Annotated in this window: 13 protein-coding genes; 12 read left to right on the forward strand and 1 reads right to left on the reverse strand. The window is 59.0% G+C overall.

The window, feature by feature from the left end:
- Positions 1-314 precede the first annotated feature (314 nt).
- The 11 genes from J5274_RS23215 to J5274_RS23265 are packed head-to-tail and all read left to right on the forward strand — an operon-like array spanning position 315 to position 11957.
- Positions 315-1328: a Gfo/Idh/MocA family protein gene (locus J5274_RS23215; protein WP_219275278.1), complete on the forward strand. Its 1014-nt coding sequence runs from the start codon at positions 315-317 to the stop codon at positions 1326-1328.
- Positions 1329-1381: 53 nt separating this feature from the next.
- Positions 1382-2674, forward strand: coding sequence for a sugar ABC transporter substrate-binding protein (locus tag J5274_RS23220; RefSeq protein WP_219275279.1), 1293 nt, complete (start codon positions 1382-1384; stop codon positions 2672-2674).
- A gap of 59 nt (positions 2675-2733) precedes the next feature.
- On the forward strand, positions 2734-3606 hold the full coding sequence (locus J5274_RS23225) for a carbohydrate ABC transporter permease (RefSeq protein ID WP_219275280.1): 873 nt from the start codon (positions 2734-2736) through the stop codon (positions 3604-3606).
- Positions 3606-4415, forward strand: a complete 810-nt coding sequence (locus tag J5274_RS23230) for a carbohydrate ABC transporter permease (RefSeq protein WP_219275281.1) — start codon at positions 3606-3608, stop codon at positions 4413-4415. Before J5274_RS23225 ends, J5274_RS23230 begins: the two co-directional genes overlap by 1 nt.
- Positions 4412-5512, forward strand: a complete 1101-nt coding sequence (locus J5274_RS23235) for an ABC transporter ATP-binding protein (protein ID WP_219275282.1) — start codon at positions 4412-4414, stop codon at positions 5510-5512. The genes J5274_RS23230 and J5274_RS23235 overlap by 4 nt, the downstream gene beginning before the upstream one ends.
- An 11-nt stretch (positions 5513-5523) precedes the next feature.
- Entirely contained in the window at positions 5524-6279 is a 756-nt protein-coding gene (gene nagB, locus J5274_RS23240) for a glucosamine-6-phosphate deaminase (RefSeq protein ID WP_219275283.1), read from the forward strand.
- Positions 6276-7808: a putative N-acetylmannosamine-6-phosphate 2-epimerase gene (locus J5274_RS23245; RefSeq protein WP_224129128.1), complete on the forward strand. Its 1533-nt coding sequence runs from the start codon at positions 6276-6278 to the stop codon at positions 7806-7808. Before nagB ends, J5274_RS23245 begins: the two co-directional genes overlap by 4 nt.
- 29 nt (positions 7809-7837) lie before the next feature.
- A complete protein-coding gene (locus J5274_RS23250) occupies positions 7838-9169 on the forward strand; it encodes an extracellular solute-binding protein (RefSeq protein ID WP_219275284.1) in 1332 nt (443 codons plus the stop codon).
- 59 nt (positions 9170-9228) lie between these two features.
- Positions 9229-10113 (forward strand): carbohydrate ABC transporter permease, encoded by an 885-nt coding sequence (locus tag J5274_RS23255; protein ID WP_219275285.1) that lies wholly within the window; start codon positions 9229-9231, stop codon positions 10111-10113.
- Positions 10110-10928 carry a carbohydrate ABC transporter permease gene (locus J5274_RS23260; protein ID WP_219275286.1) on the forward strand — a complete coding sequence of 273 codons (819 nt, stop codon included), beginning with the start codon at positions 10110-10112 and terminating at the stop codon, positions 10926-10928. Before J5274_RS23255 ends, J5274_RS23260 begins: the two co-directional genes overlap by 4 nt.
- 27 nt (positions 10929-10955) lie before the next feature.
- Positions 10956-11957: an ABC transporter ATP-binding protein gene (locus J5274_RS23265; RefSeq protein WP_219275287.1), complete on the forward strand. Its 1002-nt coding sequence runs from the start codon at positions 10956-10958 to the stop codon at positions 11955-11957.
- A gap of 786 nt (positions 11958-12743) precedes the next feature.
- Here J5274_RS23265 and J5274_RS23270 read toward each other — a convergent pair.
- Positions 12744-14162 carry a short-chain fatty acyl-CoA regulator family protein gene (locus tag J5274_RS23270; protein ID WP_219275288.1) on the reverse strand — a complete coding sequence of 473 codons (1419 nt, stop codon included), beginning with the start codon at positions 14160-14162 and terminating at the stop codon, positions 12744-12746.
- A 114-nt stretch (positions 14163-14276) separates the two neighbouring features.
- Here J5274_RS23270 and J5274_RS23275 point away from each other — a divergent pair, with 114 nt between their 5' ends.
- Entirely contained in the window at positions 14277-15869 is a 1593-nt protein-coding gene (locus J5274_RS23275; RefSeq protein WP_219275289.1) for an isocitrate lyase, read from the forward strand.

Raw genomic sequence — 15869 nt, forward strand, 5'->3', positions numbered from 1 at the left:
TTTCATCAAGAAAATTATCTTGACGGATACCGTCACTGCGCCTAGCTTCCCGCTAACAAAAAAACGGGAACTACCAATGATCGACATCCTCGAAGACTTACGGGGCGGCCTAGCTGTGTCCTGTCAGGCAATTGAAGACAGTCTGCTGCGTGAGACGCATCGTCGCGCTGCCGCGTGCTCCGATCATGGATGGTGAAACTCGTTCGCATCGAAGGGTAGTTCCGTCATTACCTGTCCTGACGTGATCACACGTCTAATTTGCTGATGCCGTTGCCGGCATCGCAGCCTGACCCACACCAAAAGGGAGAAATGAAATGAGCAGCAAATTTCGCGTAGCAGTCATCGGAGCCGGTTTCATGGGCTCGATGCACGCACAGATCTTCGCGAACGAGCCGCGTGCCGAACTCGTGGCCGTTGTCGACCAAAACATCGACCGAGCCAAGGAACTTGCCGGCCAGCTCGGCAAGGGCGTCAAGGCATATGCCACCCATCAGGACCTTCTTGCCGCTGAACAGCTGGACTTGGTCAGCATCTGCACGCCTGACCATCTTCACCTCGAGCCAGCTCTCGCTATCGCTGCCAAGGGCGTCAACCTGTTCGTCGAGAAGCCGATCGCTTCCACCATTGAGGACGCGCAGAAGATAGTCGACGCGTGCAAGGCCGCGAACGTCAAGCTCGGCATCGGCTATCTGCTGCGCTTCGATCCACGCTACTACAAGGCTCGCGAACTCATCACGTCGGGTCAGATTGGCACTCCGATCCACATCTATGCTCGTCGCAATAGCGCGCGCACGGAAGGACCCAAGCGTTACGCCGGAACGTTGCCACTCGCTCTCCATGTCACCGTGCACGACGTCGATATGGTCCTGTGGATGCTCGAAGGACAGAAGCCCGTCAGCGTTTATGCCCAGCAGACTGATATCCTCCTTGGCTCGATCGGTACTCAGGACACAATTGCCGGCATCGTCCGCTTCTCAGGAGGCACAGTCGTAAACTTCGAGAGCGCGTGGTCTCTTCCCGGTGGCGCGCGACACATGATCGACGCCCGCATGGAGATGATCGGCACTGCAGGCTCCTTCGAGGTCCAGTGTGGCGACAGCGGCCTCTATTTCGCAGACAACCAGACCTCCCGCGAGATCGACACCCAGCATTGGCCGATTATCGAAGGCCGCGTCGGCGGCGACCTCAAGCTGCAGCTTGCCAGCGTCCTCGAGTGGCTCGACGGCGGTCCTTCGCAGGTTGCGAGCGGTGCAGAAGCCGTCCAGTCGCTCGAACTGACACGCGCACTCATTCGCTCCGCTGAAACCGGCGAGGTTATCAAGCTCTAAACCTGGTCCAAGCAACTCAAACGCAGCTCACGGTAACTGAAAAGGGGAATAACATGAAAAGAAGACACCTACTTGTGTTGACGATCGCACTCTCGGCCTCCGCCGCCTTTCCTGCCTTCGCGCAGGACGCAGCCAAGCCGTACGCTGGAACGACGCTTGCAGTGCTGATGGAAGGTCATCCGACGACGGACGGCATTCAGGCGTTGCTTCCCGAATTCACGAAGGAGACTGGTATCGAGGTCAACCTCGAGATCATTCCGGAATCCGACATCACCGCGAAAGAGCTCCTGGAATTCTCCTCGGCTTCTGGTCGCTACGACGTCGTCCAGAACAATATTATCTTCATTCCGGGCTTCGTGAAGGCCGGGTTTATCGACCCGCTGGACGATCTCGCCAAGAAGTTTCCGAAGGACTACGACAAAACCGACTTCGTTCCAGGCTACCTGAACACGAACGTCGTTGATGGCAAGCTCTACGGTCTGCCCGTCTATGGTGAGAGCACCTTCCTGATGTACCGGAAGGATCTTTTCGATCAGTACGGCATCACGCCGCCAAAGACATTCGACGACGTCGCTGCTGCCGCCAAGACCATCAAGGAAAAGTCTGACGGCAAGACCGTCGGGATTACGATGCGAGGCGCTCAGGGTATCCAGAACGTCTACGTTTGGGCAGGCTGGCTCTGGGGCTATGGCGGTGAATTCATCTCGAAAGATGGTAAGTCGGCTCTCGGTTCGGATGAGGCTGCCAAGTCGCTGGATGCTTTCGCCAACTTGCTCCGTAGCTACGGCCCCGTTGGTGTCGCCAACTTCGGCTGGGAAGAAAACCACACGCTGTTCCAGCAGGGCAAGGCCGGCATGACCATGGATGCCACTGTCAACGGTGCCTTTAACGAAGATCCGTCTGTTTCTTCCGTCGTCGGTAAGGTCGGGTACGTTCCAGTTCCCGCTCAGAGCGACAAGCTCAAGGGTGGCTCCTCGTCGCTGGCCGTGCATAGCTTGTATGTGACGTCGGCATCCAAGCAGAAAGAGGCTGCCTGGCTGTTCTCTTCCTGGGCAACCGCCAAGGAACAACAGCTCAAGTCCTTCGGGATAGCTCCGAACTCCGGCGTGACCTCTCAGGGCGCGATGAATTCCGAAGAATTCAACAAGCGTTACGGAGCTTTCAAGGAGGCGATGCTCGCATCGATCGCCAAGGGGAATCCTCAGTATCTTCCAACCGTGCAGGCCGCTAACGAGATCATCAACAACGCCGGTATCGCGGTGTCGAAAGTGCTCGCCGGAACGGCGTCGGCCAAGGACGCGCTCGCTGAAGCGAACGCGGCCAACGACGAAGCCCTTGCACGCTAAAACGCAAGCGATACCACGTCCCGGCGCAACCCGGACGTGGCCAAAATCCGGGGATCATAATGTCCAGAGACGCAACAAAATTATTCTATCAGCCGGTCATCGCTTTCTTCAGCGCGGTGTCGGTGGTGATCACTGTCTACGTGTTGTGGCTCACCTTGCACAATATCAACCTGATGCGGCCGGGTGGCGAGAAATTCGTCGGTTTTGCAAACTACACGCATCTCTTTTTCGATTCCCGCGGTTTGAATGCGCTCTGGCGAACTGTCCTCTTCACCACGGTTGCGACCGCTATCGAGCTTGCACTTGGTCTCACAATCGCTTTGCTCCTCGATAAGGAGTTCCTGGGCAAGAAAATTGCGCGGGCCATCATGCTGGTTCCTATCGTCATGACACCTATCGTCGTCGGGCTGACCTGGCGCTTTATGTTCGACCCGTCGAGCGGCATGGCAAACTACCTACTGTCCCTAGTCGGCCTCGGTCCCGTAGACTGGCTCGGCAATCCGAACGTCGCGATCTTCTCCGTCATGATCGCCGATATCTGGCAATGGACGCCGTTCGTCGTGCTCCTGACCATGGCCTCCCTGGAATCCCTGCCAGGCGACCCGCAGAATGCGGCCCGTGTCGACGGTGCTCGCGATTGGCAGGTGCTTTGGCACATAACCCTACCGGCCCTCCAGCGCGCCTTGATGGTCGTCGCACTCATCCGGGCGATCGACAGTGTGAAGACCTTTGACATTTTCTACATCATGACCCGCGGCGGACCGGCGCTGTCGACCGAGACGCTCAATCTCTACGGCTACATCTCGGCCTTCACGAACTTCGACATCTCCTATTCGCTCACGATCGCGATGGTGCTGACCATCTTCACCAACGTCGCGCTGCTCCTGCTTTACAACCTTGCCTTCAAAGCACCAGCGGGAGGAGCCGCCTAATGCGCAAGCTGATATTTTACTTTGCCGTGGTAATCCTGCTGATCGTGGTTCTGTTCCCGCTCTATTGGGTGTTTGTGACCTCAATCAAATCGACCAAGGACGCGTTTGCCATTCCACCGGTGTGGTTCTTCGAGCCGACTTGGGAGAACTATCAGCGGGTCCTGAACAACGGCAGCTTCATCCGCGCTTTCTTCAACAGCGTCGTCATCTCGTTCAGTGCCAGTCTGATCTCCGTGGCTGTGGGTGCTTTGGCCGCCTACGGCCTGGTGGCACAGGAAGAACCTGTCCGTCGTAAGAATGAGAAGTTCGTGCTTAGCCTGCGTATCGCGCCGCCGCTGATCTTCATTATCCCGACCTACTTCTTGGCAGCGCAGTTGAAGCTGCTCAACAATCACTGGATCATCATCGCTGTTTACGCGTTCGTCAACGTGCCGTTCGCGATCTCGCTGCTCATGACCTTCTTCGAGGACATTCCAAAAGAGTTGCGGGATGCCGCAAGGGTCGACGGGGCACGTGAACTCACCATCTTCTGGAACGTGTTCCTGCCGGTCGCGAAGGGCGGCATTGTCGCTACGCTTATCCTCTGCGTCCTGTTCACCTGGAATGAGTTTTTCATCGCCCTCGTCCTGACAGGACGGGACACCCAGACATTGCCCGTCAGCATCACCTCGTTCCTGACGTTCCAAGGCGTCCAGTGGGGACCACTTACCGCGGCCGCAACACTCGTCATGCTGCCGATGCTCGTGCTTGGCATGCTGGTTCAAGGACAGGTCGTGCGCGGCATGTCTCTTGGGAGTATCAAAGGATGATCGGCATGACTTCAGCGATCAAGAGTTCACTATCCCTGCGCAAGATCACCAAATCCTATGGTCCGATCTCTGTCCTCAAGGGCATTGACGTCGAGGTTTCGGAAGGCGAGTTCATCGTTCTCCTCGGACCTTCAGGCTGCGGCAAGTCCACGCTTCTGCATGCGATCGCCGGACTTCACCCGATCGACTCCGGTGACATCGTGATCCAGGGCAAGACGGTTACGGATACCCCGACACGCGAGCGCGACGTCGCAATGGTGTTCCAGAGCTATGCGCTCTACCCCAACATGTCGGTGGCGCAGAACATCGGATTTCCCCTCCGGATGCGCAAGCTGTCCAAGCAGGAGATTGCGAAGAAGGTCGCAGAGGTCGCCCGCCTGTTGCAGATCGAGCCGCTCCTTGATCGCAAGCCCCGCGAACTGTCGGGCGGACAGCGCCAGCGAGTGGCCATCGGGCGAGCCCTTGTCCGCGATCCCAAGGTCTTTTTGTTCGACGAACCGCTGTCCAATCTTGATGCGACGCTTCGCGTCGAGACGCGCGCGGAGATCAAGAGACTGCACGAGCGCACCGGCAAGACCATGGTCTACGTGACCCATGATCAGATCGAGGCCATGACGCTTGCGACCCGGATCGTCGTCATGAACAAGGGCGACATCCAGCAGATCGGCACGCCCTACGAGATCTATCACAAGCCGGCGAACACCTTCGTTGCCCGCTTCGTCGGATCGCCGTCCATGCAGTTCATCACCGGACGCCTTCTCAAGGATGGCTCTGGCGTGCGCTTCACCGACGGCAAGGACTGGACGCTTCCAATGCCCTTTCCGGAACTCGCAGCCATTGGCAGCACAGATGTCATCCTGGGCGTCCGACCGGAACACATCAAGCTCGTCCCGTCGGATCAGGAAGGTCATGAAGCCTTGGTAGACCTAGTCGAGTCGACTGGGCCCGAGGATAACGTGACGCTGTCCGTCAACGGTCAGAAGGTCACGGCACGTCTTGAGACCGGTGTTACGAAAAGCGGGCAGACGGTCAAAGTACAGATCGCCACAGACAAGGTCTCGCTCTTCGATGCGGCGAGCGGAAAACGCATAAACTGAACGGAACAGACATGAAGATCATCATCAAGGACACGGCTGCGGAGGCATCCGCTGCGGTCACGGAAATCCTGTTGCAGCAGATCGGTGCAAAGCCGGACAGCATTCTCGGGCTTCCGACCGGTGGCACGCCGCTTCCGGTCTACGCCAGGCTCCGGGAGGAATTCGAAAAGGGTCATGGATCCTGTAGATCGATCACGACATTCAACCTTGACGAATATATTGGGCTTTCGTCCGATGATCCGGCGTCCTACGCTCGCTACATGCGCGAGAACCTGTTCGAGCACGTAGACATCGATTACAGCCGGACGAACATTCCGAACGGCTGGGCTTCCGACGCCGATGCTGAGGCAAAGCGCTACGAGGTTCTGATCGCGTCCTCCGGAGGCATCGACCTCATGCTGCTCGGCCTCGGCCGCAATGCTCACATAGGGTTCAACGAGCCGGGATCGGCCCACGACTCCAAGACACGCCGCGTAGCTTTGACAGAATCGACACTCGCTGCGAATGCGGCCTACTTTGCGCCCGGCGTAACGCAGCCGACCCACGCGATCACGATGGGCATTGGCACCATCCTGGAGTGCCGAAGGATCGTTGTCCTAGCGACCGGCTTTGAAAAGGCCCAGGCCGTGGCTGCGAGCGTGAACGGGGTTGCATCCGAGGCCGTGCCGGGCTCTGCGCTGAGCCACCATCCAAATACAACTATCGTGCTCGACAGGGCCGCCGCCAGAGATCTCGGCATCGCTCAGCCTGTGGAGCTACGGGCATGACACAACAATCCAGGGACAATGGTAGGAACGTGCTAAAAGATATTCTCAAGAGCGCCTTGATCGTCTCCTGCCAGCCCGTTCCGGGCGGCGCGATGGACGAAAGCCAGTATGTCGTCGGCTTTGGACTTGCGGCACTGTCCGCGGGTGCTGCCGGACTGCGCATCGAGTCCGCGCGCTACGTCGCCGCCGTTCGTGCGGCCACTGATGCCCCCATCATCGGTCTGATCAAACGTGATTTGGACGACAGCCCGGTCCGCATCACACCATTTCTGCATGACGTCCAAGCCCTTGCTGAGGCCGGGGCGGATATCATTGCTTTCGACGCCACGGACCGCGTCCGGCCGGTAACGCTTGAAGCGCTGGCCCAGGCTGTCCGGGATGCTGGCAAGCTCTCTATGGCCGACTGCAGCTGCGTCGAAGACGCCCGCCGGGCGCTCGCCGCTGGTGCTGACTTCGTCGGGACGACGATGTCCGGCTATACCGGCGGCCCTGAGCCAGTCGATCCCGACATCGCCCTCATCGCCGAGCTTCGCGCGCTGACACCCTTCGTCATCGCGGAGGGCCGTATCCGGACGACTGAACAGGCACAGGCAGCGGCACGGGCAGGTGCGGCCTGCGTCGTGGTCGGATCCGCCATCACCCGCACAGAGCATGTGACCACATGGTTCCGCAATGCGCTGAACGAGGCCTACGCGGCGGCTCCGGTCGTCCTGGCCGTCGATCTGGGCGGCACGAAGATCATGGCGTCGCTCGTGCAGTCCGGCGAGGTCCTCGACACGGCAGTGTTCGCCACCGACCGATCGGGATCTCCCGAAGGCTGGCTCGCCTCTATCGTTGAAGCGACGGCTCAATGGAAAGGTCGCTACACGGCCGCTGGGATCGCGGTCACGGGTGCTGTGCGGGACGGTCACTGGCGTGCGATGAACAAGGCGACGCTCGGTATCGGGGGCGAGTTTCCACTTGAGCAGCGGGCCGCGGAACTCCTCGGCGTGCCGGTCGTGGTGGCCAATGACGCCCAGGCTGCGGCATGGGGCGAGTTCAAGGCATCGTCCGACCGTTCTGACCTCGTATTCATGACGGTCTCGACCGGGCTTGGCGGCGGCATCGTCGCGGATGGCCGGCTAATGCGCGGCGTTGCCGGACATTTCGGTCAGATGTCGAATGCCAGCGGATCGAAGGTGGAAAGCCAGCTTTGCGGGCCATGGATCGCGGCCGAGGCCAAGCGTCTGGGACACGCTTGCGAGCCAAAGGAAGTTTTCGCGGCGTCCGACGCCGGCGATGCCTGGGCCGTCGGGATCATCGACAGCCTCGCCAAGCGATTTGCGCGCCTGTGCTGCGACATCCAGTTGGCGATCGATCCCGCAAGGATCGTCATAGGCGGAGGCGTCGGCCTTGCAACCGGCTTCCTCGACAGAGTCACAAAAGAGGTGGGAGCCCTCGAACCTTCCGCAGTGCCCGAACTACACGCGGCAATCCTGGGGCCAAGGGCAGGGATTGTCGGGATCGCAGACTTGGCAGGCAGACAATAACAATCACAAATCCAGAAGGGAAACGTAAAATGACAAAATTGCATAACGTACTTGCCGCCAGTGTGGCGGCTGTATTCTGCTTCGTGGCTCTGCCGAGCATCGCCTCGGCAGAAGTCACGGTTCTCGGCTGGCCGGGCGGTTCGGAAGAAACCGCTCTTCGCGCTTCGGTCGACGCCTACAACGCGCTTTCGGGCACCGCTTCTGACGACAAGGTGCAGCTCCTGTTCTTCAACCGCGACGGTTTCTACGACAAGCTCCAGGCAGACCTCGCAGCCGGTTCGGATGCATTCGACATTAACCTCATTGCGACCTATTCGATCGGCCGATACGCGCCCTTCATGGAGCCTGTCGATCTCGGTGCCGACGCGGAGAAGGTTTTCGGCAAGACCGTTCTCGAGACCATGCAGTTCGAGGGCAAGCAGTATGGCGTGCCGACCGATCTGTCGCTGCATTTCATGTACTATCGTAAGGATCTTACCGACGCCCTGATGAAGGACGATGCGGCGAAGAAAACCTACGGTGATATCGCCCAGAAGTATCTCGGCAAGTCGCTTCAGCCGAAGGATCCGGATAGCTGGACCTGGGACGACTGGGCAGCGACGGCGCTCTATTTCACCAAGTCAGTGAACCCGAGCAGCCCGGTGAAATATGGGACAGTTCTTCAGATGAAGAACCTGCTGTTCAACATGATGGTCTTCCAGTCGCTTCCGCGCTCGTATGGTGCCGACTGGACCGATGAATCGGGCAAGGTCACCGTCGACTCCCAAGCCTACCGGGCTGGTCTCGAGCTCTACAAGAAGCTGTACGACGCTGGCGCGACGCCGAAGGATTCGCTGAGCTACGAGTATCCGGAAACGAACGCCGCATGGGAATCAGGCCAGGTGGCAACCGCACTGCAGTGGAATGCGGCTGCGAGCGAGCTGACCAGCACCGACAAGGATCCGGCTGTCGCGGAAGACACTGCCATCGTCGCCCCGCCTGCCGGCCCCGATGGTCGCAAGGATCACATCCATGGCCTTGGCCTCGGCCTTAACAAGAGCTCCATGCACAAGGAGGGTGCGACCAAGTTTCTCAAATGGCTGGCAACTGAGGATGCCGCGCTGACCTACGCCAAGGCTGGCGGTTCGCCTGGATTGTCGCCGTCGTCGGTTGAGAAGATTGCAAAGGATCGGCCCGATCTCGTCCAGCTCGGACAGTTCGCGGGTAGCTACGGCTACGTCATGCGTGGTGCGACGTCCGCCAAGGCGCTGTCGGTCTACGAGGCGCAGGCCAAGGAGTTCACGGCGTATTGGGCCGGTCAGAAGACCCTGGATGCCGCGCTGTCGGCTACCACCCAATCGATGACAGAACTTCTGAAGTAAAACGAGCGTGCCTGGTCGCGATGACGCGCCTGGGCATCCCATTTGTGGAATTTCTTAACATGCGAATGACACACCAACAGCGCGAGGGCAGGCTCCTTGTTATGCCGCTCGTCGTCTTCCTGCTCGTGTTCCTGAGCTTTCCGGCGTTGGTCGATATCGTCTATGCGCTGTCGGACGTGACTTTCCAGACGATGCGTTCGCCGCAACTTATAGGGCTCGGGAACTTTTCGGCAGTGATTGGCGACCCGGAATTCTGGTCGGCATGCTGGTTCTCGCTGCGATTCGGTCTGCTGACCGCTCTGCTCGAATGTGCCCTGGGTCTTTCGCTTGCGATCTTTCTGTCGCCCATCGTCAAGCGACACGGTTGGACGACCGCTGTCCTGATGCTCCCAATGATGGTCGCACCGTCGATGGTCGGTCTCATGTACCGTTTGGTGCTGCATGAGTTCGCTGGCCCGCTGCCCTACTATCTGACGCTATGGTTTGGAAACAGTCCTGCGTTTCTCGATGCCGATCATGCCTTCTGGACGCTGACGGTCGTGGAGACATTGCAATGGACGCCATTCGCGTTCCTGCTCTTCCACGTCGCCTACATCTCGATACCGTCGGAAATCCGGGAGGCTGCCGCTATGGACAAGGCTGGCGTCTGGCGACGTCTGTGGCGCATCGAGCTGCCGATGATGAAGACGACGATCGCCATCGCGTTCGGCATCCGCTTCATCGACGGCTTCCGCGTGTTCGACAACGTCTTCACCCTAACAGGGGCGGGCGCTGGAGGATCGACCACATCGCTGTCGATCTATATCTATCAGGCATTTTTCAATGGAGGCCAGATCGGGCGTGCGGTCGCCGCTTCTGCTCTGTTCTTCTTCGCCTCGCTCATTGTGGTCTACGGCGGCGGAATGCTGAAATCCTACCTTGAACGCCGGAGGCTTGCCGCATGAACATCCTACGTTGGATCGTGTTCGCCATCGCGGCCTTCGCCATGAACTTCCCTGTGATCGTCACCCTGATCACCTCGTTCAAAAGCGCCAAAGAGATTGCCACCAACCCTGGTCTGATCCTCCAGGCTCCAACCATCGCCAACTATGCCAAGGTGCTGACTGACACGAGCCGCTTCAATATCTACGCCTTTCTGCTCAACAGTACGGTAGCGGCCTTCATTGCCTCATTCCTGGCACTCCTTTTATGTCTGCCTGCGGCCTACGCTATCGTAAAGACCGACGTCGGCACGAAACACCTGTTGCCGATCGTCGCCAACCTGCGTGCCGTTCCGCTCGTCGTGTTCGCGATCCCGCTATACATGATGTTCCAGTTCGTAGGACTTCTCGACACCAGAACCGGTCTCGGTCTCATTCTCACGATCGTGAACCTGCCGCTAAGCCTGATGATGATGGTCAACGCGATCGTCGAGATTCCACGCGAGATCGACGAGGCAGCCCGTATGGACAAGGCGAATGCCTTCGCAATCCTCCGGAGGATCGTCGCCCCCGTCATAAGGCCAGCGATGGTCACGGCCCTGATCTTCGGTTTCATCGCGGCGTGGAACGAATACCTGTTCGGCCTGATGATGACGACGAGACAGGCAGTGCCGATCACCGTCGGCGCTTCGTTCTTCTTCTCCGCCAGCGGCGGCGGTATCCAGTGGGGCGCTGCGTCTGCCGTCATGATCCTCGGTGCTTTGCCGCCGGCGATCCTCGGATGCCTCATCTATCGACAACTGACCGGATCCATCACCGCTGGCGCAGTCAAAGGTTAATTGGCAAGCAATTGAATGGGAGTGACAATGTCACAGATCAGACTTGAGAAGACAAGCAAGGTCTTCGGCGCCACCACTGTGATACCTCCGCTGGATCTTGAGATCGGCAAGGGCGAGTTCGTGGTCTTCGTCGGCCCGTCGGGGAGCGGCAAGTCGACGCTTCTCCGGCTGATCGCCGGTCTTGAGGAAGCAAGCGGGGGCAAAATCAGCATCGAGGGAAGGGACGTCACCAATGTTCCCTGCGGCGATCGCGGCCTTGCGATGGTATTTCAGAGCTACGCGCTATATCCGCATCTTACGGTCCGCCAGAACATGTCCTTTCCATTAGAAATGGCCGGGGAGTCCAAGGAAGCAATCGTCCGTCGGATCGATGAGACAGCCCAAATACTCGATCTCACAAGGTTCCTGGAGCGTAGGCCGGCACAACTCTCCGGAGGCCAGAGGCAGCGGGTCGCGATCGGTCGGGCAATCGTCCGCAATCCGACGGCGTTTCTGTTCGACGAACCGCTTTCCAATCTTGATGCCTCGTTAAGAGGTACAATGCGCCTCGAGATCATGAAGCTGCATCATCAGCTCGGAGCGACGATGATCTACGTCACGCATGACCAGGTCGAGGCGATGACGATGGCGGACCGGATCGTCGTGCTAAATCACGGCAAGATCGAGCAGGTCGGTACTCCGCAGGAGCTCTATGAGCGCCCGGCCAACCGGTTCGTGGCCGAATTTATTGGTGCGCCCCGGATGAACAGAATCGATGGAGCGGCCGCGGCGGCACTGGGTGCTGCAACGATCGGCGTCCGTCCGGAACACATCCGGGTCAATCAGGATGGAGGCCTGTGGCCTGCCACTGTAGAGGTCATCGAGAATCTCGGCGCGGAGTCTTATATCCATGCGCGCTCCGACGCTGCCGGTGCGCTTGTGGTGCGGGTACAAGGCCTGGCTGGGGTCAAAGTCGGAGAACGGATCGGACTATCCCCCACCGATGGCTTCATCCACAGGTTCGACGACCACGGTCTTGCCATGAGGTAATTCCAGCCAATTCTTGAAGAAGTGGCTGCAGACGAAACGGCTTCTTCAAGGAGCCATTACGCCACCGGGATCGTTAGATACGTGAATGGGAAATGGAGCAAAGCTTACGTTCGTGGAAATGAGCGGCAACCGGTCTTGAGCGCTTCAGTTGATGGCTTGGATCAACGGTATCAACATTGTCCATCAACCGGTTCTGAATCATTAATTCATCGTGGAAGCTCCAAACTTGGTAGGGGAAGCGATCCACCACGGCCGAGGGCACGCCGCTTGCAGAGCGACCATCGAGAAAGAAAACGAGGGAAAGCCTCTCGGATGGGCGGCACCCGGCACCGCTCGTTGAGCGGCTGTCGAGTGAATAGGAGCCGCGACCACTATGGTTAATATGAACCTGGCGCCTATTGAGACTGCATGTTTGCGGTGGCTCGCGCGCGGACAGACTATCGCACAGATCGCTTTGCTGGAGGGGGGTTACCGGAGCGGAAATTGACACTCATATTACTAGGGCGCTTAAGGCTCTCGGTTCGAACACAATGATAGACGCACTGAAGAAACCGGACCCTGGTGACTGAGCAACCGCTGAAGTTCCATGAATCACTATTACGAATCTTTTGTAACCACTACTTTCGTTATATTTTTAGAGAAACATGGGCGGTATGTGAGAAACCTTTGGCGAAGGCGCTGGATCGGATCGAAGGGCGGACGACCGCCATTTCCTATTTGTTTGCTCTAGAACGTGGTTCAGTCCCTCACAGGGATCTTGCTCGCGTCACGATGTTCAGTCTTACCTCAAGCGTCCGAAAATCCGAACGGCGTGCGTGTCCTGCGGCGTTCGTCGCCGAGAATCTGGCGTCCAATAGGCGGTTCTGATCGCGCCGTACAATTGATCCGGTGGCACAAGCGACACGTCGTCCCCACGAGCGTCGGCCGACGCTGCCTCTCCGGTTCTTGCTGATGATAGACAAGACGATCGGCATGTTGCGCTTCGCAGACGAGGGCGACGGCTCTCTCGACGCGCAGTTCGCCGAACGCCCCGCCGCCGGTGCTAGCGGTCCGAGCTATCGAGAAAAAGCGTTGTCCGTCCGGGAATTCCAGCCACTGCGTCAGCACCTCGTCCGGCCGCCTGAATGCGTGATGTACTGTCCAGAGCGGACAGCTGCAGCCATGGAGCGCGAACGGAAAGTTGGCGCCTTCGAGCCGCTTGGAAACATTGCCGGCCACATCCAAGCGAATGAAGAAGAAGGGTACCTTCTCCTGGCCAGGCCGCTGAAGGGTCGTCAACCTGTGGGCTGCCTGTTCGAAGCTCACGCCGAACTGTCGGGAAAGCGTCTCGACATCGTATTTACTGACGTCCACGGCCTTGGCAAAGGCGGCATAGGGCATCAGGATCGCCGCTGCGCAGTAACTGGCCAAGGCACGGCTGGCGATCCGCATGCTGCTCTCGTCCCCGAAGCCTCCCTCATTGACGGCGCTGGCAATTTCCTTGCCGAATTCCAAATGCGATACCTGGATCGCGAGCTGAAAGGTCTGGCTGGCCACGTTCATCGTGTTGTCGAGGAGGATATCCCTGCGATGACGATCGTGCCTTCGCAGCGACTCCGACATCACATCGGGCGGCATTCGGCGAACCTTCAGCGCATGTCTCTCGAGGAGATAGGCTTGGAGACCGCCCTTCTCTGCTATCTTCGCCCCTAGCCGCTCGGCGATGGCATCGAGCGCGGGAAAGCAGTTGCGTCGTGCCGCCAGAAAGCGCCTGGTCGCGGCCAAAGGATCGACCGCTTCCGATCCCCCCTTACGCGGGTTTGGGCGGTTGTCCGCCAGTGCCAGCTGCGCCTCGCGGTGGGCGGTATAGAGCCGCAGCATAGCCTCGCTGAAGCTCGGAAAACTGCTGACGATGTCGGCTATCTCACTAGAATGGAAGTCGATGTCGGCAAAAAGCGGATCTTTAAGCACGGATCGCAGCCGCGCCGAGTGATCGGCAGTTTCGTCGCCGACGAGATCCGACATGTCCATCTTGTAGGTGCGTGCCAGCTTCAGCAGAACTTCAGCGGTTACGGGCCGCTGATTACGCTCCATCAGCGCGATGTAGGATGGCGAAATCTCTAGGTCCGACGCCATCTCCGTCTGGGTAAGGCCGAGATCCCGACGCAGCCGGCGCAGCCGCGGGCCCAGATAGACGCCCTTGTTGCTGGAAGAAGGAGCCTTCATGATTGTTACAATCTCACAGCCAAGTTCTGTAAAGTTTGACAAGTGCACACTGATCTCTCTGGCGCCGCTGTCAAGTAGTCGCGATGCTCGCCTGTAGTAGCAGGGAGAAAACCAATGCAATATTCAGACAGTATCGCAGAACTTAATCGTCTGCTCGACGGGCAGAAGAGCTGGAGCGGCGTCAGTGCAGAGGCCGTTACGCGGATGCGCCTGCAAAATCGCTTTCGTACCGGGCTGGACATCGCCAGGTATACAGCCTCGATCATGCGCAGGGACATGGCCGCCTACGACGCCGACCCAACGCAATACACCCAATCGCTCGGCTGCTGGCACGGCTTCATCGCCCAACAGAAGGTGATCTCCATCAAGAAGCATTTCGGCACCACCGAGCGTCGCTACCTCTATCTTTCGGGATGGATGGTGGCGGCCCTGCGTTCCGAGTTTGGACCGTTACCCGACCAGTCGATGCACGAAAAAACCAGCGTTCCGGCCCTTGTCGAAGAGCTCTACACCTTCCTCAGGCAGGCTGACGCTCGCGAGCTCGGGATGATGTTCCGGGATATTGACACGGCGCGCCAGGCGGGCGATCGGCTGCGCGAGGCTCAATTGATCCAGGCTGTCGAGAACTATCAGACCCATGTGGTTCCTGTCATCGCCGACATTGACGCGGGCTTCGGCAATGCCGAGGCGACCTATCTTCTTGCCAAAAAGATGATCGAGGCGGGGGCCTGCGCACTGCAAATAGAAAACCAGGTTTCCGACGAGAAGCAGTGTGGCCATCAGGACGGCAAGGTCACGGTCCCGCACGAGGACTTCATCGCCAAGATCCGGGCTTGCCGCTACGCTTTCCTCGAACTCGGTGTTGACGACGGCATCATCGTCGCGCGCACCGATTCACTCGGCGCCGGGCTTACCAAGCAGATCGCCTTCAGCATGGAGGCTGGCGACATAGGCGATCTCTACAATTCCTTTCTCGACTGTGAGGCAATCGACGAGAACAGCAGTGGCAACGGCGATGTTATCTTGCGACGCGGCGGTAAGCTGGTACGGCCCAAGCGCCTTGCCTCCAATCTTTACCAGTTCCGGGAAGGAACAGGGGCAGATCGCTGCGTGCTAGATTGCATCACGTCGCTGCAGAACGGCGCCGACCTGCTCTGGATCGAGACCGAGAAGCCCCATATCGACCAGATCGCCGCGATGGTCGACCGCATCCGGGAGGTCGTGCCGAACGCGAAGCTCGTGTACAACAATTCGCCCTCGTTCAACTGGACCCTGAACTTCCGTCAGCAAGTCTACGATGCGTGGCTGGACGACGGCGTCGACGTGGCTGCCTACGATCGGGCGAGACTGATGAGCGTCGACTACGACACGACGGACCTCGGCATCGAGGCGGACGAGCGAATTAGGACATTCCAGCGCGACGCCGCCTGCCGCGCCGGAATCTTCCACCACCTGATAACCCTGCCGACCTACCACACCGTGGCGCTGTCCACGGACACCCTGGCGCGGGAGTATTTCGGCGATGCCGCGATGCTCGGCTACGTCGCCAATGTCCAACGAAAGGAGATCCGCGAGGCTATCGCCTGCGTGAAGCATCAGAACATGGCGGGCTCCGACCTCGGGGACGACCACAAGGAGTATTTTGCCGGCGAGGCCGCCCTGAAGGCGGGCGGCGGCCACAACACGATGAACCAGTTCGCCGCCTGA

The sequence above is a fragment of the Rhizobium sp. L51/94 genome (genome assembly GCF_019355555.1).
GTDB lineage: Bacteria > Pseudomonadota > Alphaproteobacteria > Rhizobiales > Rhizobiaceae > Rhizobium > Rhizobium rhododendri.

Excerpts from the sequence above, each read along its gene's own strand:
- J5274_RS23215 (WP_219275278.1), top strand. The coding sequence starts at position 315 with ATGAGCAGCAAATTTCGCGTAGCAGTCATCGGAGCCGGTTTCATGGGC.
- J5274_RS23275 (WP_219275289.1), top strand. The coding sequence starts at position 14,277 with ATGCAATATTCAGACAGTATCGCAGAACTTAATCGTCTGCTCGACGGG.
- J5274_RS23270 (WP_219275288.1), bottom strand. The coding sequence starts at position 14,162 with ATGAAGGCTCCTTCTTCCAGCAACAAGGGCGTCTATCTGGGCCCGCGG.
- J5274_RS23250 (WP_219275284.1), top strand. The coding sequence starts at position 7,838 with ATGACAAAATTGCATAACGTACTTGCCGCCAGTGTGGCGGCTGTATTC.
- J5274_RS23220 (WP_219275279.1), top strand. The coding sequence starts at position 1,382 with ATGAAAAGAAGACACCTACTTGTGTTGACGATCGCACTCTCGGCCTCC.
- J5274_RS23230 (WP_219275281.1), top strand. The coding sequence starts at position 3,606 with ATGCGCAAGCTGATATTTTACTTTGCCGTGGTAATCCTGCTGATCGTG.
- nagB (WP_219275283.1), top strand. The coding sequence starts at position 5,524 with ATGAAGATCATCATCAAGGACACGGCTGCGGAGGCATCCGCTGCGGTC.
- J5274_RS23235 (WP_219275282.1), top strand. The coding sequence starts at position 4,412 with ATGATCGGCATGACTTCAGCGATCAAGAGTTCACTATCCCTGCGCAAG.
- J5274_RS23265 (WP_219275287.1), top strand. The coding sequence starts at position 10,956 with ATGTCACAGATCAGACTTGAGAAGACAAGCAAGGTCTTCGGCGCCACC.
- J5274_RS23245 (WP_224129128.1), top strand. The coding sequence starts at position 6,276 with ATGACACAACAATCCAGGGACAATGGTAGGAACGTGCTAAAAGATATT.
- J5274_RS23260 (WP_219275286.1), top strand. The coding sequence starts at position 10,110 with ATGAACATCCTACGTTGGATCGTGTTCGCCATCGCGGCCTTCGCCATG.
- J5274_RS23225 (WP_219275280.1), top strand. The coding sequence starts at position 2,734 with ATGTCCAGAGACGCAACAAAATTATTCTATCAGCCGGTCATCGCTTTC.
- J5274_RS23255 (WP_219275285.1), top strand. The coding sequence starts at position 9,229 with ATGCGAATGACACACCAACAGCGCGAGGGCAGGCTCCTTGTTATGCCG.